This is a genomic window from Streptomyces sp. NPDC007907 (assembly GCF_042959365.1).
Classification (GTDB): domain Bacteria; phylum Actinomycetota; class Actinomycetes; order Streptomycetales; family Streptomycetaceae; genus Streptomyces; species Streptomyces indiaensis.
The window spans coordinates 48198-74319 of sequence record NZ_JBIBKR010000010.1 but is presented as its reverse complement, the minus strand read 5'-3'; the positions used below and the strand labels follow the sequence as shown (position 1 = coordinate 74319).

The window sequence follows — 26122 nt, the reverse complement described above, 5'->3', positions numbered from 1 at the left end:
CACCTGGAGGGTCGTCCGTTGTTCAGCATCACCGTCCGCGATCACATCATGATCGCCCACAGCTTCCGTGGCGACGTCTTCGGACCGGCGCAGCGCCTGCACGGGGCCACGTTCCTCGTGGACGCCACGTTCCGGCGCGAACAGCTGGACGAGGACAACATCGTCGTCGACATCGGGCTCGCCACCCAGGAACTGGGCGCGGTCGTCAGCGAGCTGAACTACCGCAATCTCGACAACGAGCCCGACTTCGCCGGAGTCAACACCTCCACGGAGTTCCTCGCCAAGGTCATCGCCGACCGGCTCGCCGAGCGCATCCACAAGGGGGCGCTGGGCGAGGGCGCCAAGGGCATCGCGGGCCTCACCGTCACCCTGCACGAGTCGCACATCGCCTGGGCGAGTTACGAGCGTGCGCTGTGACCGACACGACCGTCGAACGGCCCGAGCACAGGGGTCCGGCACCGGCACGGCTGAATTATGTTCCCGTGCAGCACGCTTCCCTGAAGAACGCCGAGATCATCCCCATGTCCCTGCGCACCGTGCACTTCGTACTACCGGGCGGCATCGACGACCCGACGGCACCCAGCGGCGGCAACGCCTACGACCGGCGCGTGTGCCTGGATCTGCCCGGCTTCGGCTGGCAGGTGACCAAGCACGCCGTGTCCGGTGACTGGCCGCGGCCGGGGGCCGGCGCCCGTACGGAACTGGCCCGCACCCTGGCCGCGTTGCCCGACGGCTCCGTCGTACTCCTCGACGGACTGGTGGCCTGCGGCGTACCGGAGATCGTGGGCCCCGAGGTGGAACGCCTGCGCATGGCCGTCCTCGTCCACCTCCCGCTCGGCGACGAGACGGGCCTGGACGCGGGGGTCGCCGCCGAACTGGACGCCAAGGAGCGGACCGTGCTGCGGGCGGTGCCCGCGGTGATCGCCACCAGCGACTGGGCCGTCCGCCGCCTGGTCTCCCACCACGGCCTTCCCCCCGAGCGGGTCCACGTCGCCGCCCCCGGCGCCGACATCGCGCCGCTCGCGCCCGGCACCGACGGGGTGTCGCGCCTGCTGTGCGTGGCCGCCGTGACCCCGCGCAAGGGCCAGCACCGGCTGGTGGAGGCACTGGCCGCGGTGAGCGACCTGCCGTGGAGCTGCGTGTGCGTCGGCTCCCTCACCCAGGAGCCGGAGTACGTCGACCACCTGCGGTCCCTCATTGCGGAGCACGGCCTTCAGGACCGGCTGGAGCTGGCCGGCCCCAAGTCCGGCCCAGCGCTCGACGCCGCCTACGCCACCGCCGACCTGATGGTCCTCACCTCCTACGCCGAGACGTACGGCATGGCGGTGACCGAGGCCCTGGCCCGGGGCATCCCGGTGCTGGCCACGGACGTGGGCGGGCTGCCCGAGGCGGTCGGCCGCGCACCCGACGGCGGGATGCCCGGCATCCTCGTCCCGCCGGAGAACCCCGCCGCGATCGCCGTCGAACTGCGCGGCTGGTTCGGCGAGGCGGACGTACGACGCCGCCTGAAGGCCGCCGCCCGCAGCCGCCGTGCCGCCCTCGACGGCTGGGCGACGACCGCACAGAGCCTGGCGGCGGTACTGCGCCGGCTCCCCACCGAACCCCGGAGGGCCGCATGACGAACCCGACCACGACCCAGCAGAGCGGGGCGATCCCGGCACAGCCCGGGCCGAGGGAGGTCACGAGCGTGACGGACGGCGTGGCGCCGGGCGGGAAGCCCGGCCCGGGGCAGAACGCCGCGGCGGGCATCGCGAGCGCGGTGGCCGGTGGGAACGCGGGAACCGCGGGCCTGGGCTCCAGTGTGGAGTTCGTCCCGGGGTACGCCCCGGACGCCGTGATCCCCGGCGCCGGACCCAGCGGCAGGCCCGGCACGCGGCCGACCGTCAAGCTGCGTGAGGCCAACCCGGAGGACCCGCCCCGGTACGCGCCGGAATGGCTGGAGCTGCGGGAGCCGGCCGACGCCTCCGCACGGGCGCACGACCTGCTCGACCCGCTGCGTATCCGGCTCGCCAACCTGCCGGGCAAGTCGGGCGTCGTCATCCACGACCTGGGCTGCGGCACCGGCTCGATGGGCCGCTGGCTCGCGCCCCGCCTGGACGGCGCCCAGCACTGGATCCTGCACGACCGCGACCCCTACTTGCTGCACTTCGCCGCCGTCTCGTCCCCGCGCTCGGCCGCCGACGGCACCCGGGTCACCGTGGAGACGCGACGCGGCGACGTCGCCCGCCTCACCCCGGACGCCCTGCAGGGGGCGTCCCTGGTGACGGCGTCCGCCCTGCTGGACGTCCTCACGCGCGAGGAGATCGACACGCTCGCCGCCGCGTGCACCGGAGCCGGCTGCCCCGCCCTGCTGACGCTGTCCGTCGCCGGGCGCGTGGAACTGACGCCGTCCCACCCGCTGGACGCGGAGATCGCCCAGGCGTTCAACGACCACCAGCGCCGCGACGGTCTGCTCGGACCCGACGCGGTCACCGTGGCGGCCGAGGCGTTCTCCGAGCACGGCGCGACCGTACGGCTGCACCCGAGCCCCTGGCGGCTCGGACCCGAGCAGGCCGCACTCACCGAGCAGTGGCTGCGCGGCTGGGTCGGTGCCGCCGTCGAGGAGCGCCCCGAACTGCGGGCCGAGGCCGACGTCTACCTCACCAACCGGCTGGCGGCCTGTGCCGCGGGCGAGCTGCGCGTCACCGTCCACCACGTCGACCTGCTGGCCCTGTCCCGCCCGGCGGGCGGAGCGTCATGAGCCCCCAGGCGACGGGAACGCGCCCGCACACCACGCTCACGGAGCAGTCGGGGCCGCCCGCGACCGCCGGCGGCACCCGTGTGCCCGCGCCCTCCGGCCCGGCGGACACGGCCCGGGCGGGCGTGGCCGTGCCGCGCCCGGCCGTGCGCGACAGCAGCGCGCCCGCCGCCTCGACTCCGTCCGGCCCCACCCGGACGACCCAAGCCCCGCCGCACCGTGTCCGGACGGCCCTGGCCCGTCTCGGCTCCCCGAAGGTCCGCACGCACCTCGGCACGTGCGCCGGAATCGTCATCCTGGGCGTGCTGTTCTGGCGACTGGGAACCGGCGTCTTCCTGGACGGCCTGCGGCGGATCGACGCGGTGTCGCTGCTGCTCGCGCTCGGCATCGGACTCGTCACCACCGTGTTCAGCGCCTGGCGGTGGGCGCTCGTGGCCCGGGGGCTCAGGATCCGCCTGCCCTTCGGCGCGGCTGTCGCCGACTACTACCGCGCGCTGTTCCTGAACGCGGCCCTGCCCGGCGGCGTCCTCGGCGACGTGCACCGGGCCGTGCGGCACGGGCAGAGCGAGGGGGACCTACGGCGGGGCGTGAAGGCCGTCGTCCTCGAACGGACGGCCGGCCAGATCGTGTTGTTCGCCGCCGGCGCCGTCGTCCTGCTGACCATGCCGTCCCCGGTGCTGGCCGAGGCCCGGCACATCGCGGCGCCCGCGGCCCTGGCGGCCCTGGGCGCCCTCGCCGTCGTCCTCGCCCTGCGCATGAACCGTTCGGCACCCTCCCGCCGGAGCCGCAAGCTGCGCGCGTTCCTCGCCGAGGCCCGCGAAGGGTTGCTGTCGCGACGGAACGGGCCCGGAGCGGTTGTCTCCTCCGTGGTGGTGCTGGCAGGTTACGTCGCGATGTTCGTACTCGCCGCCCGGGTCGCCGGGACCGCCGCCTCCGTGGCCGTCCTGCTGCCCCTCGCCGTCCTCGCCCTGCTGGCGATGGGCCTGCCGCTGAACGTCGGCGGCTGGGGCCCCCGGGAGGGCGTCACCGCCTGGGCGTTCGGCGCCGCCGGCCTGGGCGCCGGCCGGGGGCTCGCCGTCGCGGTCGTCTACGGCGTGCTCAGCCTCGTCGCCAGCCTGCCCGGCCTGATCGTGCTCGTCGCCCGCTGGTACGCGGGCCTGCGCGCCGGGACCCGGACGACACCCGGGTCCCCGGCGCCGCAGGGTGACTACGCGTCGGAGGTCAGCATCGAGAAATACGCACCGAAGGAATCCGCGAGGCTCGCCAGCAGTTCCTTCCCCTTTTCCGCCGAACCCAGTGAAGGACGGCCGATGACACCGGAATCGGTATAGCCGGACATGCCGAGGGTGAGCAGATGACGCCGGTCGTCAGCGACGAAATCGGAAGTCTCATATCCGGGGCGGAGCATTTCCGGATGAGCGTGCAGAAGGATGGAGGTCTCGATTTCCCCCGCATGCATGTCGGTGAGCAGCGAGGTTTCCACACCCGCCCGCTCAAGCGCCGCCTCCCAGTCCTCGGCGGCCGGGAAGAGCGCCATCCGCTCGCCGCGCGCGGAGGACTCCTGAACCACGTTGCCCAGCACGTAGTTGCCGCCGTGTCCGTTGACCACCACCAGGGCGTCGACGCCGGACCGGCGCAGCGAAGCCGCAATGTCCCGTACCACCGCATGAAGGGTCACCGAGGAGATGCTGACGGTGCCCGGCCAGGCCGCGTGCTCGTGCGAGCACGAGATCGTCACCGGAGGAAGGAGGTGCACCGGGTACGCGCCGGCTATCTCCCGCGCGACGGCACAGGCGACGAGGGTGTCGGTCGCCAGCGGGAGGTACGGACCGTGCTGCTCGAAGCTCCCCACGGGAAGCACCGCGACCTGCCGTGAGACACCGGCGCCCCGCGTCCGTACGTCTTCCGTGGTGTCCGCCGGCACCAGATCACTCATATCGTCACGGCCTTTCGTCTCTGCTTAGGAACTCGAGAATCATGACAGACAACATTGGCGTACTCGGCAAGAAGGCACCGCAGCGGACCGGCGTGGAACGCGTCGTGAATGCCCCCTTGCCCACCGTGTACGGGAAATTCCAGGCGATCGGCTACATGGACCACGACCGCGGCGACGAACAGGTCGCGCTGGTCTACGGCGAGATCGGCCCGGACGACGTCCTCATCCGGCTGCACTCGGAGTGCCTGACGGGTGACGCCTTCGGCTCCCAGCACTGCGAGTGCGGCGACCAGCTCGACGCCGCCCTGCGCGCGGTCGTCTCCGAGGGCGCGGGCGTCGTGGTCTACCTCAGAGGGCATGAAGGCCGTGGCATCGGCCTGCTCGGCAAGCTGCGCGCGATGGCCCTGCAGGCGGAGGGCCTGGACACCGTCGAGGCGAACCTCGCCCTCGGCCTGCCCGTCGACGCCCGCGACTACGGTGTCGCCGCCCGGATCCTGGAGGACCTCGGCGTGCGGTCGGTGCGCCTGATGTCCAACAACCCGCGCAAGCGCGAGGCCCTGGTGGACCACGGCATCACGGTCGCCGAGCAGGTGCCGCTGCTGATCCCGCCGTGCGAGAACAACATCACCTATCTGCGCACCAAGCGGGAACGCCTCGACCACCACCTGCCCCACCTGGACGCGGTGGTCAGCTCCTCCTGATCACCCCGTCCGGCTCCGGCTCCCCGACGTGACCCGGGCGCATCGGTGCGCGACCCGGAGACGGGCCGTACGCTTCGTGGACGTCCGCCCCTTGAGCGTCGGCCCCAGCGGCCGACGCCTCACGCCGGAGGCCCACCTGGTATGACCGAGCTCCATCTGTGGCTGCGCCACGAGGCCCGAACGACCGAGCGACGCACTCCGATCGTCCCCGACGACGCCCGGCGGCTCGTCGGGGACGGAGTGGAACTGACCGTCGAGGAGTCCCCCCAGCGGGTCTTCCCGATCGAGGAGTACGAGGCGGCCGGCTGCCGGATCGCACCCGCGGGCTCCTGGGTGACGGCACCGCGGGACGCCGTCGTGCTCGGGCTGAAGGAACTGCCCGACGAGCCGGCCGAGCTGACGCACCGGCACGTCTTCTTCGGCCACGCCTACAAGGGCCAGCCGGGAGCGGCGGACCTGCTGGGCCGCTTCGCCGCCGGCGGCGGGGCGCTGTTCGACCTGGAGTACCTGGTCGACGACACGGGGCGGCGCCTGGCCGCCTTCGGTTTCTGGGCCGGTTACCTGGGAGCCGCCCTCGCCGTGCTCCGGCACCGCGGCCGGCTTCGGGCGCCCCTGACCCCCACCACCAAGGAAGACCTGGACGAGACGCTGAAGCCCGCCGCCGACGACGTTGAGTTCACCGGCCTCGTCGTCGGCGCCCTGGGCCGCAGCGGCCGCGGCGCCCGCGCCGCCTTCGCCACCGCCGGCGCCGACCCGACCTGCTGGGACCTCGCCGAGACGCGCGACCTCGACCGCACCGCCCTGCTGCGGCACGACGTGATGGTCAACGCGGTGCTCGCCACCAGCCCCGTCCCGCCCTTCCTGCGCGAGCAGGACCTCGACAGCCCCGACCGCCGGCTGCGCACCCTGTGCGACGTGACCTGCGACGTCGGCTCCCCGCTCAACGTCCTGCCGGTGTACGACGACACCACCTCCTGGGACGAGCCGGTGCGGCGGCTGCGCGACGAACCCCCGCTGGACCTGATCGCCATCGACAACCTGCCCTCCCTGCTGCCGCTGAAGTCCAGCACCGACTTCTCGGCCGCGCTGCTGCCCCACCTGCGCGACTTCGGCGTCTCCGGCCCCTGGGGTCGCTGCCTGGACCGGTTCCGTGCGGCGTCCCGCGCCCACGGCGTCGACGCGGGGGAGTCCCGTGACCACTGAACCGGCACCGGCGAGCGGCACCGTCCACTGGATCGGCGCCGGCCTGTCCACAGGCAGCGGTCTCGCCGCGCTGTGCGACACCGCCGAGCGCGTACGGCTCTGGCACCGCACCGAGAGCCGTGCCGCCGAGGCCCTCGGCGGTCTGGGGCTCTCCGGACGGGCTGAGCCCCGGGCGTACACGCGGTCCGCGCTCGCCGCCGAACTCGCCCCGGGCGACGTCGTCGTGTCGATGCTGCCCGCGCCGGAGCACGCCCCGCTGCTCGCCGAGTGCGTGCGTCAGGGGGCGCACTTCGCGTGCTCCAGCTATGTGTCGGAGGCGGTGCTGGAGCACGTGTCCGCCGCCGGGAAAGCGGGGCTGGTCGTCCTCACCGAGGCCGGTCTCGACCCCGGCATCGACCACCTGTTCGCGCACGCCCTGGTCGCCCGGGCCCGGGAGTCCATCGGCGACGGGACGCCCGCGTCGTACACCTTCACGTCGTACTGCGGCGGTGTCCCTGCCGTGCCGAACGACTTCACGTACCGCTTCAGCTGGGCGCCCTCCGGTGTCCTCAACGCCCTGCGTTCCCCGGCCCGTTACCTGCGGGACGGTGCGGAGACGGTCGCCGAGCGGCCCTGGGAGGCGACCCGGCGGCATGTCGTCGACGGGGAGACCTTCGAGGTCTACCCCAACCGGGACAGTGTCCCGTTCGTCGCCCAGTACCGGGTGCCGGACGCCTGGACACCGCGGACGTTCGTGCGGGGCACCCTGCGTCTGGAGGGCTGGCTGCGCGCCTGGGACGGCGTCTTCGAGGAGCTGAAGACCGGCGACGACACCCGGATCGCCGCCCTGGCCCGAGAGCTGGCCGCCGCCTACCCCACCACGGACGACGACCGCGACCGGGTCGTCCTGGCCGTGTCGCTGGACGTGCGCGCCGAGTCGGGGCCGTCGTGGCGGGGCGGTTACCTCCTCGACCTGGTGGGCGACGCCGAGGAGAGCGCGATGGCCCGGTGCGTCTCACGGACCCTCGCCCTCGGGGTCCGTCACATCCTGGACGGCTCGCTGCCGCCCGGCCTGAACCGCGCGGCGGAGACGGCCGCCCGGTCCGAGCAGTGGCTGCGTGAACTCGCCCAGGAGGGGGTGGAGTTCACCCTGCGCGTGGACCGGTAGCGGAAATTCAGTGCGTCAGGGCCTCGTGGACCAGCCGCTTGAGGTCCTTGAAGACCGTGTGGGACGTCCTGGGCCGTACCTGGGTCATGAACTGCACCGTCAGGTCGCGGCCCGGATCGACCCAGAACGTCGTCGTGGCCACCCCGCTCCAGCCGAAGGCGCCGAGCCCGGAGGGGACCTGGGTGCGGGACGGATCGATGACGACGGAGCAGTTGAGGCCGAAGCCGACTCCCTCGTTGCCGGGCTCGTCGTGGGCGGGGCGGCTGCCGAAGGCCCGCAGGTCGGCGCCGCCGGGCAGGTGGTTGCGGGTCATCAGGTCCACCGTCTCCGGGGCGAGCAGCCGCACGCCGTCGAGCTCGCCCCGGCGGCGCAGCAGCTCCATGAAGCGGTGGTAGTCGTGGGCCGAGCACACCAGGCCGCCGCTGCCCGACAGGAACCGCGGCCGGCCGCGCAGCGGCAGCCCCGCGATCGGCTCGATGCCGCCGCCCTCCTTCTCCCCGTACATCTCGGAGAGCCGGGGCGCCTGGGCGTCCGTGACGTGGAAGCCCGCGTCCGTCATGCCGAGCGGCCCGAAGATCCGCTCGGCGCAGAACACGTCGAGCGGCTGCCCGGAGACGACCTCGATGATCCGGCCCAGGACGTTGCTGGCGACCGAGTAGTTCCACTCGGTGCCCGGCTCGAACTGCAGCGGCAGGCTCGCGTACACGTCGATGGTCTCGGCCAGGTCCGCGCCGGGCGGCACCGACGACTCCAGACCGGCCGCGCGGTAGAGGGCGTCGACGGGGTGGGTGTGGTAAAAGCCGAAGGTCAGACCCGAGGTGTGGGTCATCAGGTGCCGGACGAGTATCGGGCCGTCGGCCGGGCGGGTCTCCACGTCGGCCCCGGAGCCGTCGACGTAGACCCGCGGGTCGGCGAAGGCCGGCAGGTGGTCGGCGACCGGGTCGTCCAGTGACAGCCGGCCCTCCTGTACCAGCAGCAGCGCGGCGACCGCGGTGACCGGCTTCGTCATGGAGTAGACCCGCCACAGCGTGTCGGGCTCGACCGGCAGCCCGGCCGCGATGTCGCGCAGGCCGTGTGTCGTGAGGTGGGCGACGCGCCCGGACCGGGCGACGGACACGAGGAAGCCCGGCAGACGCCCCTCGTCGACCAGCCGGACGAAGGTCCGGTCCAGCCGGCTCAGCACCTGCGGATCCAGCCCGGCCTCACCCGGATCGACTTCCTGTCGCAGCTGTGCCATGGCTCTTCTCCCGTCGCACTGGTCGAGGTGAGATCCGGCATACCCCGCACGGACCGCCTCAGACCCCATGGTGGGGAACGGTTCGTGATCGCGGGGGAACCCGTGAGCGGGGCCCCAGGGCACTGCCGATCCAGGCGGCGGTCGCGGGTTTCCTGAGCTGACCGGGCGGGGCTGCGGACCCCTCGGGCATGGCGGGGACGGACACGGCGGCTCCTTGGGGGGCTCCACGCCAAGGGGGAGCGGGGCGACAAACGAGCAGAGGGACGTGCCGGAACGCGGCTAATTAACCTACTGGATAGTTAGTAGGGGAGGGGCAGAGATGCTGCGCCCGCGTGAAGCCGGTGTCGAGGGGTCCCGCGCCGGGTGTTCAGCGGGGAGTGCGCTCCGCCGTCAGGTACGCGATCACCATGTCGCCCAGCATCGCGCGGTAGTGCGCCCGCTGCGCCTCGTCGAGCAGGTCGCGGCCGAACAGGGCCCCGAAGGTGTGCCGGTTGGCGACCCGGAAGAAACAGAAGGAGGAGATCATCGCGTGCAGGTCGACGGCGTCGACGTCGGCCGTGAACAGGCCCGACTCCCGGCCCGAAGCCAGGATCCGGCGGATCACGTCCAGGGCCGGGGAACCGATCTTCCCGAGCTTCTCGGAGGCGGCGATGTGCTGCGCCTCGTGGATGTTCTCGATGCTGACCAGGCGGATGAAGTCGGGGTGCTGCTCGTGGTGGTCGAGGGTCAGCTCGGCCAGCCGCCGGATGGCCGCCACCGGGTCCAGGTGGTCGAGGTCGAGCTGCTGCTCGGCCTCCCGGATCACGCCGTACGCGCGCTCCAGCACCGAGGTGAACAACTGCTCCTTGCCGCCGAAGTAGTAGTAGATCATCCGCTTCGTGGTGCGGGTGCGGGCGGCGATCTCGTCGACCCGGGCGCCGTCGTAGCCGGCCCGGGCGAACTCCTGGGTGGCGACGTCGAGGATCTCGGCCCGGGTGCGGGCGGCGTCACGGATGCGCTCGCCGGATCGTGCCGGTTCTTCGACGCTGGTCATCAGGTTCCTTCGGGCGGAGGGGCCGGTGCCGGTGATTCTAGAAGGCGGGGCCCGGTCACCCGCCGGGTCTTCCCGGGCCCGCCCTCGGCTGATACAGCTAACGTACTGGTTCGTACATCAGTGAGCCGCCCGGGAGGCGCGCGTGCCCAAGGAGTCCCTTTTCGTCGGACTGATCGGTTCGGGCATCGGCCCGTCACTCAGTCCGGCGCTGCACGAGCGGGAGGCCGACCGCCAGGGCCTGCGCCTGGTGTACCGGCGGATCGCCATCGACACCCTCGGCCTGCCGCCCGAGGCGGTGGGCGATCCGCTGCGGGCCGCCCGGGACCTGGGCTACGACGGACTCGACATCACGCACCCCTGCAAGCAGCTCGTCATCGAGCACCCGGACGCGCTCGCCCCGCAGGCCGAGGGGCTGGGCGCGGTGAACACGGTCGTGTCCGAGGACGGCCGTGCGGTCGGCCACAACTGCACCTACGACCACGCCTGGCGCATCGTCGAGGCCGCCGGGCAACCGGCGCTCGGCATCTGCCTGGACAGCTTCCACATCCTCCCGCGCGGCTCCGGCCCCGAGGCCCTCGACGGCATCCCCGGCGAGAAGATCTTCAGACGCCCCGGTGCGGCTGGCCGCGCAGTGCACGGACCGCGCGCTCACTGGCGGCTGACCGTTCGGGTGATGCCGGTGAGGACGGTGGTGGCGAGGATCCAGCCGGTGAGCACCAGGGCGTAGGACAGCCACTGGTAGCCGCCGGTGGGGGCGAACGCGGCCTCCTGGCCGAAGGAGATCACCGGCAGCAGCAGGTCGAGGGTGTAGAAGACGGGGTTGAACTGCGGTGCCTCGTCGGGCTTCAGCGGCGCGGGATGGTGCAGCGCGTAGGCGAGGGAGCCGACCGCGAGCAGCGACACCAGCCAGCCGGCGGCCCGCAGGGGGCGGAAGCCGTAGCCGACGGTGGCGTCCTGCACATGACCCCACAGCCGGCCGTACCAGGGCAGGGTGGCGCGCCGGCGGCGCTGCTTGGCGAGCTGGACGAGGCGGGCGGCGTGGTCGTCGCCGATCGTGCGGTAGGCGGCGGTCAACTGCTCGTAGGCGTGCGGGACATAGCCCTCGCCGTCCCGCTCCAGCATCGCCAGCCGCCGCTCGGCGGGTTCGTGCGGGGTGAGGGAGGTGTAGACGAGACTGTTGAGCAGGACCTCGTCGGGGACCACCTCGGGCTCCAGGAACAGCACGTCCATGTGGGCGCGGCGCAGATTGAGGGTGCCCACCATGCGGGGGCCCTTGCGCAGCCAGAGCTCGCCGATGGTGCAGCTGCTGGCGCGCAGCGCCGCGTCACCCGGGTTCGCCAGCCGCGCGTGCGACAGGTCGAGCCGGCCGGCGATCCGCGCGCCCCGCAGCCCGATCCAGCCCAGCACGTCCGCTTCGCGCAGCAGGGCGTCGCCCTCGACCGTGAGCGTCTCCGCGTCGAGGGCGACCTGACCGGCGCCGGCCCGCAGCCGCGCCTCGTTGAGATCGATCGTGCCGCCCACCGACGCGCCCGTGAGCCGCACCTCGCCGCGGGTGCGCAGACCTGGCGCCGACAGGCCGTCCCCGACGGTCACATGGTTGAGCTGGAGTGCCGGCTGCCCGGCGGGGGGTTCGCCGATGTCGGCCCCGTCCAGGAACAGCGCGCCGGAGATCTGTGCCCCGCCGAGCCGTACGGGCAGGTCGAACCGGCACTCCGACAAGCGCAGCACGCCGTCCACGCGCAGGGTGGCGGCGTCGAGACCGGGCAGCACCGAGCGGCGCAGGTTCAGCTGGCGCAGCCGCGCCGCGTACAGCACGGGCACGCTCTCGAAGAAGCAGTCGCTGAGGCGCACGGCGTGGTCGATGTCGCCGTACTGGAGATTCAGCACCCCGGTGATCCGCGCCCCGGCCAGCCGGAGGGCGGCGGTCTCCCCGTCCTCCTGCGGGGCGCTCAGCAGCAGGGCTCGCACCACGGCCGCCCGCACGGTCCGTTCGGGGCCCCAGTCCGCGCCCTGGGCCGGGTCCTCGTCCGCCGGCCCGCGGAAGTCCACGTCCTCCCCGCGGGCGAAGGCGCGCCACACCCGCTCCTCGGCGGGCGTCATGGTGTCGATCTCCATCAGCGGGGACTCTGACGTGCCCGGCCGGAGGTGTCAACTCGCCTCCGGCCGGGGCTCGTTAGGCCCGGGTGTTCCACTCCGCGATCACGGGCCGGCCGTGCTCGGTCGACAGCCGGCAGACCGTCCCGGTCTCCAGCCGGAACAGCCGTCCCTCCGCCGGGGACAGACCCAGACGGCGGGCCGTCAGCACGCGCAGGAAGTGGCCGTGCGCCACCAGCAGCACGTCGCCCCCGGGCAGCGCACGCGCCGCCCGGGCCAGCACCCGGTCGGCCCGCTCGCCGACCTCCTCGGGCGACTCGCCCGGCTCGCCGTCGCGGCCGGGCGGGCCCCCGTCGGTCCACAGGTCCCAGTCGGGACGGGTGCGGTGGATCTCCTCGGTGGTGACGCCCTCGTAGGCGCCGTAGTACCACTCGTGCAGGTCCGCGTCCCGCACGGTCCCCGTCAGACCCGCGAGTTCGGCGGTGTGCACCGCGCGGGCGAGCGGGCTGGTGAGAACCAGGGAGAAGGAGCGGTCCGCGAGGAGCGGGCCGAGCGACGTGGCCTGCTCCTCACCACGCCGGGTGAGGGGCAGGTCGGTGAAGCTGGTGTGCTGTCCGCTCCGGCTCCACTCCGTCTCGCCGTGGCGGACCAGCAGCAGATCACCCACGTGCTACGCCTTCTTCGCGGATTCGACGGCGTGGCCGCCGAACTGGTTGCGCAGCGCCGCGATCATCTTCATCTGCGGCGAGTCGTCCTGCCGGGAGGCGAACCGGGCGAACAGGGAGGCGGTGATCGCGGGCAGCGGCACCGAGTTGTCGATGGCCGCCTCCACGGTCCATCGTCCCTCACCCGAGTCCTGGGCGTAGCCCCGCAGCTCGTGCAGGTGCTCGTCCTCGTCCAGGGCGTCCACGGCCAGGTCGAGCAGCCAGGAGCGGATGACGGTGCCCTGCTGCCAGGAGCGGAACACCTCGCGGACGTTGTCCACCGAGTCCACGGCCTCCAGCAGCTCCCAGCCCTCGGCGTAGGCCTGCATCATGGCGTACTCGATGCCGTTGTGGACCATCTTCGCGAAGTGCCCGGCGCCGACCTTGCCCGCGTGGACGTAGCCGTACGGGCCCTCCGGCTTGAGTGCCTCGAAGATCGGCAGCAGCCGGTCGACGGTCTCCTTCTCGCCGCCGACCATCAGGGCGTAGCCGTTCTTCAGGCCCCACACGCCGCCGGAGACGCCCGCGTCGACGAAGCCGATGCCGCGCTTGCCCAGCTCCTCGGCGTGCTTCTCGTCGTCCGTCCAGCGCGAGTTGCCGCCGTCGACCACCGTGTCGTACGGCTTGAGGAGGTCCCCCAGACGATCGATGACGTGCTGGGTGGGGGCGCCGGCCGGGACCATGACCCAGACCGTGCGCGGCGCCTCCAGCTCGTTGACGAGGTCGGCCAGGCTGGCGACGTCGGACTTCTCGGGGTTGGTGTCGTAGCCGATGACGGTGTGGCCGGCGTTGCGCAGGCGCTCGCGCATGTTGCCGCCCATCTTGCCGAGACCCACAAGACCGATCTGCATGTCAGTTCACTTCCCGAAGTTTGCGGTAGGCGGCCACCAGCGCGGCCGTGGACGGGTCGAGACCGGGGACGTCCGCGCCCTCGGTCAGGGCGGGCTCGACGCGCTTGGCGAGCACCTTGCCGAGTTCGACGCCCCACTGGTCGAAGGAGTCGATGTTCCAGACGGCGCCCTGTACGAACACCTTGTGCTCGTAGAGGGCGATCAGCTGGCCGAGGACCGACGGGGTCAGTTCGGTGGCCAGGATCGTCGTGGTGGGGTGGTTGCCCCGGAAGGTGCGGTGCGGCACCTGCTCCTCGGGCACGCCCTCGGCCCGCACCTCCTCGGCGGTCTTGCCGAAGGCGAGCGCCTGCCCCTGCGCGAACAGGTTGGCCATCAGCAGGTCGTGCTGCGCCTTCAGTTCGTCGCTCAGCTCCGCGACGGGCCGGGCGAAGCCGATCAGGTCGGCGGGGATGAGCTTGGTGCCCTGGTGGATCAACTGGTAGTAGGCGTGCTGCCCGTTGGTGCCGGGTGTGCCCCACACCACCGGGCCCGTCTGCCACTCCACCGGGTCGCCCTCGCGGTCCACCGACTTGCCGTTGGACTCCATGTCGAGCTGCTGGAGGTAGGCGGTGAACTTCGACAGGTAGTGGCTGTAGGGCAGGACGGCGTGCGACTGGGCGTCGTGGAAGTTGCCGTACCAGATGCCCAGCAGGCCCAGCAGCAGCGGGGCGTTGGACTCGGCGGGGGCGTTGCGGAAGTGCTCGTCGACGATGCGGAAGCCGTCGAGCATCTCCCGGAAGCGGTCCGGGCCGATCGCGATCATCAGGGACAGGCCGATCGCGGAGTCGTAGGAGTAGCGGCCGCCGACCCAGTCCCAGAACTCGAACATGTTGTCGACGTCGATGCCGAACTCGGCGACCTTCTCCGCGTTGGTCGACAGCGCGACGAAGTGCTGGGCAACCGCCTTCTCGTCGCCCCCGAGACCTCTCAGCAGCCAGGACCGCGCCGAGGTCGCGTTGGTGATCGTCTCGATCGTGGTGAAGGTCTTGGACGCGACGATGAACAGCGTCTCCGCCGGGTCCAGGTCGCGGGTGGCCTCGTGCAGGTCCGAACCGTCCACGTTCGACACGAAGCGGAACGTCAGATCCCGGTTGCTGAACGGGCGCAGTGCCTCGTAGGCCATCGCGGGGCCGAGGTCCGAGCCGCCGATGCCGATGTTGACGACGTTGCGGATGCGCCTGCCGGTGTGGCCGGTCCACTCCCCGGAGCGCACCCGGTCGGCGAAGGCGGCCATCTTGTCGAGCACCGCGTGCACGGCCGGGACGACGTTCTGCCCGTCGACCTCGACGACGGCGTCCCGCGGCGCGCGCAGGGCGGTGTGCAGCACGGCCCGGTTCTCGGTGACGTTGATCTTCTCGCCGGCGAACATGGCGTCGCGCAGCTCGAACACGCCGGTCGCCGCGGCCAGCTCCTGGAGCAGGGCCAGCGTCTCGTCGGTGACCAGGTGCTTGGAGTAGTCGATGCGCAGGTCGCCCATGTGCACGACGTAGCGCTCGGCGCGTCCCGGGTCCGCGGCGAACAGCTCACGCAGGTCCGGCTGCGACATGGCGTCCGCGCGGTGGTCCTCCAGGGCGGTCCACTCGGGGCGCCGGGTGAGCGCGGGGGAGGGGGAGGGGGAGTCAGACATGGGCAGGGGTCTCCTCGGTCGCCTCGCCGTTCAGGGCGATGGCGTACATCTCGTCCGCGTCGAGGCGCCGCAGCTCCTCGGCGATCAGTTCGGAGGTCGCACGGACCTTCAGCGCGAGGGTGCGCGGCGGCTGGCCCGGCAGGGTCAGCGTGGCCAGCGGCCCCTCGGGCCGGTCGATGACGATCTCCCCGTTCGCGGTGCCCAGGCGCACGGCCGTCACGACCGGCCCGGCCGTCACGACACGGTCCACCCGGACGTGCAGCCGCGCCTCGAGCCAGCGGGCCAGCAGCTCCGCGGCCGGGTTCTCGGCCTCGGCCTCCACCGCCGCCGAGACGACCCGCGCCCGGGCCTGGTCCAGCGCGGCCGCCAGCATCGAACGCCAGGGCGTGAGCCGGGTCCAGGCGAGGTCGGTGTCACCGGGGGCGTAGGAGCGGACCCGCGTCTGCAGCGTCTCCAGCGGGTTCTCGACGGCGTACAGGTCGGTGATCCGCCGCTGGGCCAGCGCCCCGAGCGGATCCTTGGAGGGGACCTCGGGGGCGTCCACCGGCCACCACACCACCACCGGGGCGTCGGGCAGCAGCAGCGGCAGCACCACCGAGTCGGCGTGCTCGGACACCTCGCCGTAGGTCCGCAGGATCACCGTCTCGCCGGTACCCGCGTCGGCGCCCACCCGGACCTCGGCGTCCAGCCGCGAGGACTGGCGGTCGCGCGGGGTGCGGGCGTGCCGCTTGATGACGACCAGGGTGCGCGAGGGGTGCTCGTGCGAGGCCTCCTCGGCCGCCTTGATCGCGTCGTAGGCGTTCTCCTCGTCCGTGACGATCACCATCGTCAGGACCATGCCCACGGCGGGTGTGCCGATGGCGCGGCGACCCTGCACCAGCGCCTTGTTGATCTTGCTTGCCGTGGTGTCGGTCAGGTCGATCTTCATGGCCTGCGCCAGCTCCGTCCGTCTCGTGCGAGCATCTCGTCGGCTTCCTCGGGTCCCCAGCTGCCCGAGGCGTACTGCGCGGGCCGGCCGTGCGTGGCCCAGTACTGCTCGATCGGGTCGAGGATCTTCCAGGACTCTTCCACTTCCTGGTGACGGGGGAACAGGTTGGCGTCGCCCAGGAGGACGTCGAGGATCAGCCGTTCGTACGCCTCCGGGCTCGACTCGGTGAACGACTCGCCGTAGGCGAAGTCCATGGTGACGTCCCGGATCTCCATCGACGTACCCGGCACCTTGGAACCGAAGCGGACCGTCATGCCCTCGTCCGGCTGGACGCGGATGACGATCGCGTTGGAGCCCAGCTCCTCGGTCGCGGTGGAGTCGAAGGGGGAGTGCGGGGCCCGCTGGAAGACCACCGCGATCTCCGTCACCCGGCGGCCGAGCCGCTTGCCGGTGCGCAGGTAGAACGGGACGCCCGCCCAGCGGCGGTTGTCCACTTGGAGCCGGACCGCGGCGTAGGTGTCGGTCGTGGAGGACGGGTCGATGCCGTCCTCCTCCAGATAGCCGCGCACCTTCGTGCCGCCCTGCCAGCCCGCCGCGTACTGGCCGCGCACGGTGCCCTGCCCCAGTTCCTGCGGCAGCCGCACCGCCTTGAGGACCTTCAGCTTCTCCGTGAGCAGCGAGGCGGCGTCGAAGGCGGCCGGTTCCTCCATCGCGGTGAGCGCCATCAGCTGCAGCAGGTGGTTCTGGATGACGTCGCGGGCGGCGCCGATGCCGTCGTAGTAGCCGGCCCGGCCGCCGATGCCGATGTCCTCGGCCATGGTGATCTGCACATGGTCGACGTACGACCGGTTCCAGACCGGCTCGAACATCTGGTTGGCGAAACGCAGGGCCAGGAGGTTCTGGACGGTCTCCTTGCCCAGGTAGTGGTCAATACGGAAGACCTGCTCCGGATCGAACACCTCGTGCACGATGCGGTTGAGCTCCTCGGCCGACTTCAGGTCGTGGCCGAACGGCTTCTCGATGACCGCCCGGCGCCAGGAACCCTCGGGGGCGGTCGCCAGCTTGTGCTTCTTCAGCTGCTGGACGACCTTCGGGAAGAACTTCGGCGGTACCGACAGGTAGAAGGCGTAGTTGCCGCTGGTGCCCCGGGAGGCGTCCAGCTCCTCCACGGCGGAGCGCAGTTGCTTGAACGCCGTGTCGTCGTCGAAATCGCCCGGGATGAACCGCATACCCTCGGCGAGTTGCTGCCAGACCTCCTCCCGGAACGGGGTCCGGGCGTGCTCGCGGACCGCGTCGTGCACGACCTGCGCGAAGTCCTGGTCCTCCCAGTCCCGGCGGGCGAAACCCACCAGGGAGAAGCCCGGCGGCAGCAGACCGCGGTTGGCCAGGTCGTACACGGCGGGCATCAGCTTCTTGCGGGACAGGTCGCCGGTGACGCCGAAGATGACGAGCCCGGAGGGCCCCGCGATCCTGGGCAGACGGCGGTCGCGCGGATCGCGCAGGGGGTTCTCGAAGTAGGTGTCGATGTGCTCCGTACGGGGGGCGTGACCGCTCACCCCGGTCTGCTCCACCCCGGCCGCCTCCTGCGCGGCCAGGGCCTCCTTCTCCTCCTTGGTCCCCTTCGTCTCCTGTTCGGCCGTCTGGGGGATGCCCTCGATGCCCTCGCTCATTCCGCGTCAACTCCCTTGCTGTTCAAGGACTTGGTGACCGCGTCCAGCAGCTCCTGCCAGGCCACCCCGAACGTGGCCACGCCCTCGTCCTCCAGTTGCCGCACCACCTCGTCGTATGCAATGCCGAGCCGTTCGACGGCCGCCAGGTCCGCGCGTGCCTGGGCGTAACCGCCGGTGACGGTGTCGCCCACGACGTCACCGTGGTCGGCGACGGCGTTCAGCGTGGCCTCCGGCAGGGTGTTCACCGTGCCGGGGGCGACCAGCTCCTCCACGTACAGGGTGTCCTTGTAGGCCGGGTCCTTCACACCGGTGGAGGCCCAAAGGGGGCGCTGCCGGTTCGCGCGGGCCCCGCCCAGCGCCTGCCAGCGCGGTCCGGCGAAGACCTGCTCGTACGCCTCGTAAGCCAGTCGGGCGTTGGCCAGGGCGGCCCGGCCCTTCAGGGCGAGGGCCCGAGGCGTGCCCAGCAGCGTCAGCCGCTTGTCGATCTCGGCGTCCACCCGGGAGACGAAGAACGACGCGACCGAGTGAATCGACGCCAGGTCGAGGCCGGCCGCCTGCGCCCTCTCCAGGCCGGCGAGATAGGCGTCCATCACCTCGCGGTACCGCACCAGCGAGAAGATCAGCGTCACATTGACACTGATACCCGCCCCGATCACTTCCATGATCGCCGGCAGGCCCGCCCGCGTCGCCGGAATCTTGATCATCACGTTGGGGCGGTCCACCAGCCAGGCCAGCTGCCGGGCCTCGGCCACGGTGGCCCGCGTGTCATGGGCCAGCCGCGGGTCGACCTCGACGGACACCCGGCCGTCCCGGCCGCCGGTGGCCTCGTACACCGGGCGCAGCACGTCGGCGGCGGCCCGGACGTCGGCGGTCGTCATCATCCGTACGGCCTCGTCCGCGGTCACCCCGCGCACCGCCAGGTCGGTGAGCTGTTCCTCGTAGCCAGCGCCGGAGCCGATGGCGGCCTGGAAGATGGACGGGTTGGTGGTGACGCCGACGACGTTCCTCGTAGCGACGAGCTCGGCCAGGTTGCCGGACTCGATGCGCCGGCGCGACAGGTCGTCGAGCCAGATCGACACGCCCTGGCCGGACAGGCGCTTGAGTGCTCCCGCGTGCGCGGTCGCTTCGGTCACAGTGATCATCTTCTTTCGGGCGGTCGGATCAGCCGCGGGCGGCGGTGAGGGATTCCCGCGCGGCGGCGACGACGTTCTCGGGGGTGAAGCCGTACTCGGCGAACAGGGTCTTCGCGTCGGCGGAGGCGCCGAAGTGCTCCAGGGAGACGATGCGTCCCGCGTCTCCGACGAACCGGTGCCAGGTCAGGCCGATTCCGGCCTCGACGGCGACCCGGGCCGTCACGGACGGCGACAGGACACTCTCGCGGTAGGAGCGGGGCTGTTCCTCGAACCACTCCACGGACGGCATCGACACGACGCGGGTGGGCACGCCGGCGGCCTGGAGGATCTCGCGCGCCCCGGCGGCGACGTGCACCTCGGAGCCAGTGGCGATCAGGATCACCTGGGGCGTGCCGCCCTCCGCCTCGAACCGGACGTAACCGCCGCGCGCCGCGTCGGGGTCCGGCTCGTAGGCGGGCACGCCCTGGCGGGTGAGCGCGAGGCCGTGCGGGGCCGGGGCGGTGCTGTGCCGTTTGAGGATCTCGGCCCAGACGACCGCGGTCTCGTTGGCGTCGGCCGGGCGTACGACGTTCAGGCCGGGGATGGCCCGCAGCGCCGCCAGATGCTCCACCGGCTGGTGGGTCGGGCCGTCCTCGCCCAGGCCGATCGAGTCGTGCGTCCACACGTACGTCACGGGCAGCTGCATCAGGGCCGACATCCGCACGGCGTTGCGCATGTAGTCGGAGAAGACCAGGAAGGTGCCCCCGTAGATCCGGGTGTTGCCGTGCAGGGCGACGCCGTTCATCTCCGCGGCCATGGAGAACTCACGGATGCCGAAGTGCACGGTGCGGCCGTAGGGGTCGGCCTCGGGCAGCGGGTTGCCCTTCGGGAGGAACGAGCTGGTTTTGTCGATGGTGGTGTTGTTCGAGCCGGCGAGGTCTGCCGAACCGCCCCACAGCTCGGGCACGACCGGGCCCAGCGCCTGGAGGACCTTGCCGGAGGCGGCGCGGGTGGCGACCGCCCGGCCCGGCTCGAACACCGGCAGGGCGTCCTGCCAGCCCTCGGGCAGCTCGCCCTTGCTGACGCGGTCGAACGTGGCGGCGCGCTCCGGGTTCTCGGACCGCCAGGCGGCGATCCGCTTGTCCCAGGCGGTGTGCTCCTCCGCGCCCCGGTCCAGAGCCCGGCGGGTGTGGGCCAGCACCTCGTCGGCGACCGCGAAGCTCTCCTGCGGGTCGAAGCCGAGGAGGCGCTTGGTTGCGGCGACCTCGTCCTCGCCGAGCGCCGAGCCGTGGGAGGCCTCGGTGTTGCGCGCGTTCGGGGCGGGCCAGGCGATGATCGTGCGCATCGCGATGATCGACGGGCGCTCCGTCTCGGCCTGAGCCGCCCTCAGCGCCGCGTACAGCGCGTGCACGTCGACGTCGCCGTCCTCCCGCGGCTCGATCCGCTGCACGTGACAGCCGTAGGCCTGGTAACGCTTCAGCACGTCCTCGGAGAAGGCGGTGGCGGTGTCGCCCTCGATGGAGATGTGGTTGTCGTCGTAGAGGAAGACCAGGTTGCCGAGCCTCTGGTGGCCGGCGAGCGAGGAGGCCTCGGCGGAGACGCCCTCCTGGAGGTCGCCGTCGGAGACGATCGCCCAGATCGTGTGGTCGAAGGGGGAGTCTCCCTCGGGGCCGTCCGGGTCGAACAGGCCGCGCTCGTACCGGGCGGCCATCGCCATGCCGACCGCGTTCGCCACGCCCTGGCCGAGCGGGCCCGTGGTGGTCTCCACGCCCGCGGTGTGCCCGTACTCGGGGTGGCCGGGCGTCTTGGAGCCGTGGGTGCGGAACGCCTTCAGGTCCTCCAGTTCCAGCTCGTAGCCCGCGAGGTGGAGCTGCGTGTACAGGGTCAGCGAGGTGTGGCCGGGGGAGAGGACGAAGCGGTCACGGCCGGCCCACTCGGGATCGGCGGGATCGTGCTTCATCACCTTCTGAAAGATCGTGTAGGCGGCCGGCGCCAGACTCATCGCGGTACCGGGGTGGCCGTTGCCCACCAGCTGGACGGCGTCGGCCGCCAGCAGACGGGCGGTGTCGACGGCACGCCGGTCGAGTTCGGTCCAGACGAAGCGGTCCGCTGTCTGCGTGCTCATCTTCAAGAAGTCCTCGATGGGGGCGATGTTGCTGGTCTGGCGCGTTCAAAATTAAAAGTCTGACTTTTATGGCGGAAGGTCGGCGTGTGCCAGCCTGTGGTGAAAGTGGGACACCCACGGGCAGCAGGACACGCGAACGGTGCGGTACGAGGCGGACATGGCGGACAGAACCCTTCAAGACGGCGACGGGATCGATACCTTCCCCTTCCCGGTCGAGCTCAGCGTCGGCGGCGTCGGCATGCAGATCGCGCCCATGGGCGACACCTGGCCGTCCGGCGTGCCGCTGGAGCGCGTGCACCGCATCGACTTCCACACCGTCCTGCTCTTCGGGGCGGGCCCGGTCCGGCACATGGTCGACTTCACCGAGCACGAGGCCACCGCCGGGGACCTGCTGTGGATCCGCCCGGGACAGGTCCACCGCTTCTCGCGCACCAGCGAGTACCGCGGAACCGTGCTGACCATGCAACCCGGCTTCCTGCCCCGTTCGACCGTGGAGGCCACCGGCCTCTACCGCTACGACCTGCCGCCCCTGCTGCACCCCGGTCCGGCGCAACTCGCCGCCCTGGAAGCCGCGTTGGCGCAGCTGCGGCGCGAGTACGAGGACACGGCCACGCTCCCGCCGGGCCTGCACGCCGCCGTCCTGCGCCACACGCTGACGGCGTTCCTGCTGCGCCTCGCCCACCTCGCGGCGAGTTCGGCGAAGACTCCGCGGCAGCAGTCCGATTCCACGTTCACCCTCTTCCGGGACGCCGTGGAGCAGGACTTCGCCACCAACCACAGTGTCAGCGCCTACGCCGACGCGCTCGGTTACTCCCGCCGGACCCTGGTGCGTGCGGTGCGGGCCGCGACGGGTGAGACCCCCAAGTCCTTCATCGACAAGCGCGTGATCCTGGAGGCCAAACGGCTCCTCGCCCACACCGAACTGCCCATCGGCCGGATCGGCGTGGCGGTCGGCTTCCCCGACGCCGCGAACTTCTCCAAGTTCTTCCACCAGCACACGGAGCAAACCCCGGCGGCCTTCCGCGCGGAGTTGCGCTGAACAGGGCGAAGGGGCTCCACGCATGCGTGGAGCCCCTTCTCACATGCCGTCAGTGCCCGAAGGTGAACCAGTTGACGTTCACGAAGTCGGCCGGCTGACCGCTGGTGAAGGTCAGATACACGTCGTGGGTGCCCGTCACGGCGCTGATGTTCGCCGGGACGGTCCGCCACGACTGCCAGCCCCCGGTGTTGCCCACCGCGAAGCTGCCGACGGGCGCGTTGCTGCGGCTGTCCAGCCGCACCTCGACCAGCCCGCTGACGCCGCCCGCCGCTCCGCCGGCGACCCGGGCACTGAACTGGCGCGCCGCGGTCGAGCCGAAGTTCACGCCCTTGAAGTGCAGCCAGTCCCCGCCGGCGAGCGCGCCGACGTTCTGTCCGCCGCCGGAGTCGGCCGTCGTCTCGGTGATCACACCGGACTGGCCGTCGTAGGACTCGGCCTGGATGGTCCCGTAGGCGTCGCGGCCGCCGGTCGGGGGAGGCGTGGTGCCGCCCCCGGACGACAGGACCTGTACGAAGTCGACGACCATCGCGTGACCCGGCTGCGTCCCTGCGTCCGGGCCGCCGCCGAACGCGTCGGGGAAGCCGCCGCCCATCGCGACGTTCAGGATGACGAAGAAACCGTGGTCGGTGGCGTTCTTCCAGGTCGTCGCGTCGACCCGGTCGGCGCGCACCGTGTGGTAGTTGACGCCGTCGAGGTAGAAACGGATCTCCTCGACGCTCGTGGAGCGATCCCACTCCAACCGGTAGGTGTGGAAGCCTGCTTGGCAGGACGTGCCCTGACAGGTGGTCGAGCCGCCGATGCCGCTGGTCTCGTTGCAGGGACCGCCGGGTGAGGTGCCGCAGTGCATCGTGGCGAACACCGTGTTCATGCCCTGGGTGTTCTCCATGATGTCCAGCTCGCCGACCGCCGGCCAGTTCCAGTGGTTGCCGCGGTAGGGGCCGCCCAGCATCCAGAACGCCGGCCAGTAGCCCTTGGCGGCGGCCCCGGTGACGTTCGGCACCTGGATACGCGACTCGACGCGCAGTGTGCCTCCCGCCGGGGGCTGGAAGTCGGTGCGGTTGGTCTCGATCCGGCCGGAGGTCCAGTTGCCGGCGGCGTCCCGCCGCGGCGTGATGCGGAGGTTGCCGTTGCCGTCGAGTGAGACGTTGTCCGTGCTGTTCGTCATCGTCTCGATCTCGCCGGTGCCCCAGTTGGCGGGGCCGCCCGGGTAGCCCTTGCCGGTCGCGTACCTCCAGTCGGAGGTGTTGACGCCGGAGCCGGCGGCGCCGCTGAAGTCGTCCACGAAGAGCTGCGTCCAGCCCGCGGGGGGCGGGGGTGCGGAGGCGTTGGCGGCGGGGGTGGCGATCGCGGAGGCGGCTGCCGCGAGCCCGAGGGTGCTGACCACGGCGATGAACGCCCGCCGCAGCGGACGCCGTGCGGGGGAGGTGCCGGTGGTGTCGCTCATGTGGGGATGCCTCTCGTGCGGGGAGAAGGATGAGAGCGCTCTCAAAGTGCGGTCAATGTGCTCCCCGCGGTCCGGGGCGTCAAGAGGTAAAGCCGGGATTGGTGCGGGGCGGAGCATGAGTGCACTCCTTGAACGGGACGGCCCCCCGGCCGCTCTGCACCTCGACGCGGCGGCCTTCGCCGGTCTTCTGCACGCCCCGGCGACGGCCTCCCGCCGGACTGCCCGCCGGGGTCCGGCCCGGTCCGGCTGGGCTCCGCGCCGAGCCCGGCCCGGTCCCGCCGGGCTCGGCGCTGTTGAACAAGGGGTTCCGGGGCACTCGGGGTGGCGACGACTACCGGTCGAGGCAGCAGGAGGCATCCGTGGCCGTACGCCATCACCTGATCCGGGTCGGCCCGGGCGCCGTGTGGGACGTCCTGGCCGACGGCCACCGCTACGCGGAGTGGGTGGTGGGCACCTCCGAGTCCCACCCGGTACGCGGGCACTGGCCCCGCAAGGACGCGGCGATCCGCTACGAAGTCCGGCTCGGCCCGGTGCGGCTCACCAACGAGACCACCGTCCGCTCTTGCGAGGAAGGCACCCGGCTGGAGCTGGAGGCCCATGCAGGTCCCCTCGGCACGGCCCGCATCGCCATCGAGCTGCGGCCCTGGGGCGAGCACTGCCTGGTGATCGTGGACGAGCACCCCCTGCGGGGCGCCGGCGGCCGGCTGCACAACATCGGATTCGAGGCGCTGATCCAGCTGCGCCACCGCGCCATGCTGGCCCGCCTGGCCAGGCTCTGCGAGGACGAGGCACGGATCCCGGGCGGTGCCCGCCGCCCGCTGGGCCAGGTGACCGTCGGACCCGACACCGGCGGAGCCCGCGATGCCTGACGCGGTGGTGATCGGCGCGGGCCCCAACGGCCTGGTCGCCGCCAACGTCCTCGCGGACGCCGGGTGGAGCGTGGAAGTGCTGGAGGAGCAGCCCGAACCGGGCGGCGCCGTGCGCCACGACCGGGGGGTCGACCCCGCGTTCGTCAACGACCTCTTCAGCTCCTTCTACCCCCTCGCCGCGGCATCGCCCGTCCTGGCCGCGCTGCACCCCGAGGAGCACGGGCTGCGCTGGAGCCACGCGCCCAGCGTGCTGGCCCACCCCCTCACCGACGGCAGCTGCGCCCTCCTGGACCGCAACGTCGACACCACCGCCGCGTCCCTGGACACCTTCGAGGCGGGCGACGGAGCCGCCTGGCGGCGACTGCACGAGGTGTGGCAGAGCCTGCGCCCCGACCTCCTGGACGCCCTGTTCACCCCGTTCCCGCCCGTCCGGGCCTCGGCGCGGCTGGCGCTGCGGCTGCGGGCCGCGGGCGGACTGCGCATGGCCCGCTCCCTGATGCTGCCGGTGCGCCGCCTGGGCGAGGAGGAGTTCCGCGGCCAGGGCGGGCGCCTGCTGCTGGCGGGCAACGCCCTGCACGCCGACCTCGCCCCCGAGTCGACGGGCAGCGGCGGCTTCGGCTGGCTGATGGCCATGCTGGGCCAGACCTACGGCTTCCCCGTCCCGGCCGGCGGCTCCGGCGCGCTGACCTCGGCCCTGGTGCACCGCCTGGAGTCCCGGGGCGGCCGGGTGCGCTGCGGGCAACGTGTGGAGCACGTCGTCGTCCGGGGCGGCCGGGCCGTCGGTGTCCGCACGGCCACCGGTGACGCGGTCCGGGCCCGCCGGGCGGTGCTGGCGGACGTGTCCGCGCCCGCCCTGTACGGCGAGCTCCTCGACCCGCAGCACCTGCCCGCGCAGGTCCTCGACGACCTGCGGCGCTTCCAGTGGGACTTCGCCACGTTCAAGGTCGACTGGGCACTCGACGGCCCGGTGCCCTGGCAGGCCGAGCAGGCGTCGCGGGCCGGAACCGTGCACCTCGCCGACGGCATGGACGAGCTCACCCGCTTCGCCGCGCAGATCGCCATGCGGGAGGTCCCCGACCGGCCGTTCCTGATCTTCGGCCAGATGACCACCTCCGACACCACTCGTTCGCCCCTGGGCACCGAATCGGCGTGGGCCTACACCCACATCCCCCACGAGATCCGCGCCGACGCCGCCGACGAGGGCATCACCGGCCGCTGGGGCACCAAGGACCAGGAGCTCATGGCCGACCGCATGGAACGCCAGGTGGAACGCTTCGCGCCCGGCTTCCGTTCGCTGATCCGCAGCCGCCGCATCCTGGCGCCCCCGACGCTGGAGGCGCTCGACGGCAATCTCGCGGGCGGCGCCATCAACGGCGGCACCACCGCCATACACCAGCAGCTCGTCTTCCGGCCCTTGCCCGGCACCGGCCGCCCGGAGACCCCGGTACGGGGCCTGTACCTCGCCTCCTCCGGAGCCCATCCGGGCGGCGGAGTGCACGGAGCGCCCGGGGCCAACGCCGCCCGGGCCGCCCTGCGCCGCAACCGGCCCCCCGGCCTGGCCCGGGCCCAGCGGCTCCTCGCCCACCGCGACCGCACCGGAGCCAGGCGCTGATCCCGGCCCGCGGG

General features: G+C 72.2%; 21 protein-coding genes and 2 pseudogenes. 11 read left to right on the top strand and 12 right to left on the bottom strand.

The annotated features are described in order from the left end of the window. The first annotated feature begins 18 nt into the window (after positions 1 to 18). The 4 genes and pseudogenes from ACFZDI_RS34180 to ACFZDI_RS34165 form a co-directional block, all read left to right on the top strand. Positions 19 to 417, top strand: a complete 399-nt coding sequence (locus ACFZDI_RS34180) for a 6-carboxytetrahydropterin synthase (protein ID WP_030843501.1) — start codon at positions 19 to 21, stop codon at positions 415 to 417. Beyond that, complete coding sequence (locus tag ACFZDI_RS34175) at positions 414 to 1619, top strand: glycosyltransferase family 4 protein (RefSeq protein ID WP_234847257.1); 1206 nt, start codon at positions 414 to 416, stop codon at positions 1617 to 1619. The genes ACFZDI_RS34180 and ACFZDI_RS34175 overlap by 4 nt, the downstream gene beginning before the upstream one ends. After that, complete coding sequence (locus ACFZDI_RS34170; RefSeq protein WP_234847256.1) at positions 1616 to 2740, top strand: class I SAM-dependent methyltransferase; 1125 nt, start codon at positions 1616 to 1618, stop codon at positions 2738 to 2740. The genes ACFZDI_RS34175 and ACFZDI_RS34170 overlap by 4 nt, the downstream gene beginning before the upstream one ends. After that, a pseudogene (locus ACFZDI_RS34165) lies at positions 2737 to 3801 on the top strand (lysylphosphatidylglycerol synthase domain-containing protein); the annotation flags it as partial. The gene ACFZDI_RS34170 and the pseudogene ACFZDI_RS34165, both read left to right, overlap by 4 nt. Before the next feature lie 143 nt (positions 3802 to 3944). Here the strand turns inward: ACFZDI_RS34165 and ACFZDI_RS34160 are convergent. Then, on the bottom strand, positions 3945 to 4673 hold the full coding sequence (locus ACFZDI_RS34160; RefSeq protein WP_391256102.1) for a creatininase family protein: 729 nt from the start codon (positions 4671 to 4673) through the stop codon (positions 3945 to 3947). 41 nt (positions 4674 to 4714) lie between these two features. On the opposite strand from ACFZDI_RS34160, the gene ribA reads away from it, so the two are divergent. The 3 genes from ribA (at position 4715) to ACFZDI_RS34145 (ending at position 7724) form a co-directional block, all read left to right on the top strand. Then, the gene (ribA, locus tag ACFZDI_RS34155; protein ID WP_391256100.1) at positions 4715 to 5374 is read left to right on the top strand and encodes a GTP cyclohydrolase II; all 660 of its coding nucleotides are present in this window, start codon (positions 4715 to 4717) and stop codon (positions 5372 to 5374) included. A gap of 141 nt (positions 5375 to 5515) precedes the next feature. After that, entirely contained in the window at positions 5516 to 6577 is a 1062-nt protein-coding gene (locus ACFZDI_RS34150) for a saccharopine dehydrogenase (protein ID WP_391256097.1), read from the top strand. After that, complete coding sequence (locus ACFZDI_RS34145) at positions 6567 to 7724, top strand: saccharopine dehydrogenase C-terminal domain-containing protein (protein ID WP_391256094.1); 1158 nt, start codon at positions 6567 to 6569, stop codon at positions 7722 to 7724. The genes ACFZDI_RS34150 and ACFZDI_RS34145 overlap by 11 nt, the downstream gene beginning before the upstream one ends. A gap of 7 nt (positions 7725 to 7731) precedes the next feature. Here the strand turns inward: ACFZDI_RS34145 and ACFZDI_RS34140 are convergent, their stop codons facing one another. Further along, positions 7732 to 8961, bottom strand: coding sequence for a serine hydrolase (locus tag ACFZDI_RS34140; RefSeq protein ID WP_391256092.1), 1230 nt, complete (start codon positions 8959 to 8961; stop codon positions 7732 to 7734). Positions 8962 to 9328: 367 nt separating this feature from the next. Further along, positions 9329 to 9994, bottom strand: coding sequence for a TetR family transcriptional regulator (locus ACFZDI_RS34135; protein WP_391256089.1), 666 nt, complete (start codon positions 9992 to 9994; stop codon positions 9329 to 9331). Positions 9995 to 10136: 142 nt separating this feature from the next. On the opposite strand from ACFZDI_RS34135, the pseudogene ACFZDI_RS34130 reads away from it, so the two are divergent. Beyond that, positions 10137 to 10460, top strand: a pseudogene (locus ACFZDI_RS34130) (shikimate dehydrogenase); the annotation flags it as partial. A 182-nt stretch (positions 10461 to 10642) separates the two neighbouring features. Here ACFZDI_RS34130 and ACFZDI_RS34125 read toward each other — a convergent pair. Genes ACFZDI_RS34125 through tkt form a run of 8 tightly spaced genes read right to left on the bottom strand, consistent with a single transcriptional unit; the run spans position 10643 to position 21144 of the window. Further along, on the bottom strand, positions 10643 to 12109 hold the full coding sequence (locus ACFZDI_RS34125) for a membrane-associated oxidoreductase (protein ID WP_391256085.1): 1467 nt from the start codon (positions 12107 to 12109) through the stop codon (positions 10643 to 10645). A 58-nt stretch (positions 12110 to 12167) separates the two neighbouring features. Continuing rightward, complete coding sequence (locus tag ACFZDI_RS34120; protein WP_391256082.1) at positions 12168 to 12755, bottom strand: histidine phosphatase family protein; 588 nt, start codon at positions 12753 to 12755, stop codon at positions 12168 to 12170. Positions 12756 to 12758: 3 nt separating this feature from the next. Next, the gene (gnd, locus tag ACFZDI_RS34115) at positions 12759 to 13643 is read right to left on the bottom strand and encodes a phosphogluconate dehydrogenase (NAD(+)-dependent, decarboxylating) (protein ID WP_234847247.1); all 885 of its coding nucleotides are present in this window, start codon (positions 13641 to 13643) and stop codon (positions 12759 to 12761) included. A gap of 1 nt (position 13644) precedes the next feature. After that, complete coding sequence (gene pgi / locus ACFZDI_RS34110) at positions 13645 to 15309, bottom strand: glucose-6-phosphate isomerase (protein ID WP_391256078.1); 1665 nt, start codon at positions 15307 to 15309, stop codon at positions 13645 to 13647. After that, complete coding sequence (opcA, locus tag ACFZDI_RS34105) at positions 15302 to 16237, bottom strand: glucose-6-phosphate dehydrogenase assembly protein OpcA (RefSeq protein ID WP_234847245.1); 936 nt, start codon at positions 16235 to 16237, stop codon at positions 15302 to 15304. Before opcA ends, pgi begins: the two co-directional genes overlap by 8 nt. After that, positions 16234 to 17907, bottom strand: coding sequence for a glucose-6-phosphate dehydrogenase (gene zwf, locus ACFZDI_RS34100; RefSeq protein WP_234847244.1), 1674 nt, complete (start codon positions 17905 to 17907; stop codon positions 16234 to 16236). Before zwf ends, opcA begins: the two co-directional genes overlap by 4 nt. Continuing rightward, entirely contained in the window at positions 17904 to 19049 is a 1146-nt protein-coding gene (gene tal / locus ACFZDI_RS34095; RefSeq protein WP_391256075.1) for a transaldolase, read from the bottom strand. Before tal ends, zwf begins: the two co-directional genes overlap by 4 nt. Before the next feature lie 19 nt (positions 19050 to 19068). Beyond that, complete coding sequence (tkt, locus tag ACFZDI_RS34090) at positions 19069 to 21144, bottom strand: transketolase (RefSeq protein WP_391256072.1); 2076 nt, start codon at positions 21142 to 21144, stop codon at positions 19069 to 19071. 157 nt (positions 21145 to 21301) lie between these two features. On the opposite strand from tkt, the gene ACFZDI_RS34085 reads away from it, so the two are divergent. Beyond that, entirely contained in the window at positions 21302 to 22183 is an 882-nt protein-coding gene (locus ACFZDI_RS34085; protein WP_391256069.1) for a helix-turn-helix domain-containing protein, read from the top strand. Positions 22184 to 22232: 49 nt separating this feature from the next. Here the strand turns inward: ACFZDI_RS34085 and ACFZDI_RS34080 are convergent, their stop codons facing one another. Then, positions 22233 to 23627, bottom strand: a complete 1395-nt coding sequence (locus ACFZDI_RS34080) for a carbohydrate-binding protein (RefSeq protein ID WP_391256067.1) — start codon at positions 23625 to 23627, stop codon at positions 22233 to 22235. 359 nt (positions 23628 to 23986) lie between these two features. Here ACFZDI_RS34080 and ACFZDI_RS34075 point away from each other — a divergent pair, with 359 nt between their 5' ends. Further along, positions 23987 to 24496, top strand: a complete 510-nt coding sequence (locus ACFZDI_RS34075; protein WP_234848055.1) for an SRPBCC family protein — start codon at positions 23987 to 23989, stop codon at positions 24494 to 24496. Further along, a complete protein-coding gene (locus tag ACFZDI_RS34070) occupies positions 24489 to 26108 on the top strand; it encodes an FAD-dependent oxidoreductase (protein WP_391256065.1) in 1620 nt (539 codons plus the stop codon). The genes ACFZDI_RS34075 and ACFZDI_RS34070 overlap by 8 nt, the downstream gene beginning before the upstream one ends. The last annotated feature ends 14 nt before the right edge of the window (positions 26109 to 26122 follow it).

Coding starts and splice junctions, on each gene's coding strand:
- ACFZDI_RS34170 (WP_234847256.1), top strand. CDS start 1,616: ATGACGAACCCGACCACGACCCAGCAGAGCGGGGCGATCCCGGCACAG.
- ACFZDI_RS34160 (WP_391256102.1), bottom strand. CDS start 4,673: ATGAGTGATCTGGTGCCGGCGGACACCACGGAAGACGTACGGACGCGG.
- ribA (WP_391256100.1), top strand. CDS start 4,715: ATGACAGACAACATTGGCGTACTCGGCAAGAAGGCACCGCAGCGGACC.
- ACFZDI_RS34150 (WP_391256097.1), top strand. CDS start 5,516: ATGACCGAGCTCCATCTGTGGCTGCGCCACGAGGCCCGAACGACCGAG.
- ACFZDI_RS34140 (WP_391256092.1), bottom strand. CDS start 8,961: ATGGCACAGCTGCGACAGGAAGTCGATCCGGGTGAGGCCGGGCTGGAT.
- ACFZDI_RS34135 (WP_391256089.1), bottom strand. CDS start 9,994: ATGACCAGCGTCGAAGAACCGGCACGATCCGGCGAGCGCATCCGTGAC.
- ACFZDI_RS34125 (WP_391256085.1), bottom strand. CDS start 12,109: ATGGAGATCGACACCATGACGCCCGCCGAGGAGCGGGTGTGGCGCGCC.
- gnd (WP_234847247.1), bottom strand. CDS start 13,643: ATGCAGATCGGTCTTGTGGGTCTCGGCAAGATGGGCGGCAACATGCGC.
- pgi (WP_391256078.1), bottom strand. CDS start 15,309: ATGTCTGACTCCCCCTCCCCCTCCCCCGCGCTCACCCGGCGCCCCGAG.
- opcA (WP_234847245.1), bottom strand. CDS start 16,237: ATGAAGATCGACCTGACCGACACCACGGCAAGCAAGATCAACAAGGCG.
- zwf (WP_234847244.1), bottom strand. CDS start 17,907: ATGAGCGAGGGCATCGAGGGCATCCCCCAGACGGCCGAACAGGAGACG.
- tal (WP_391256075.1), bottom strand. CDS start 19,049: ATGATCACTGTGACCGAAGCGACCGCGCACGCGGGAGCACTCAAGCGC.
- tkt (WP_391256072.1), bottom strand. CDS start 21,144: ATGAGCACGCAGACAGCGGACCGCTTCGTCTGGACCGAACTCGACCGG.
- ACFZDI_RS34085 (WP_391256069.1), top strand. CDS start 21,302: ATGGCGGACAGAACCCTTCAAGACGGCGACGGGATCGATACCTTCCCC.
- ACFZDI_RS34080 (WP_391256067.1), bottom strand. CDS start 23,627: ATGAGCGACACCACCGGCACCTCCCCCGCACGGCGTCCGCTGCGGCGG.
- ACFZDI_RS34070 (WP_391256065.1), top strand. CDS start 24,489: ATGCCTGACGCGGTGGTGATCGGCGCGGGCCCCAACGGCCTGGTCGCC.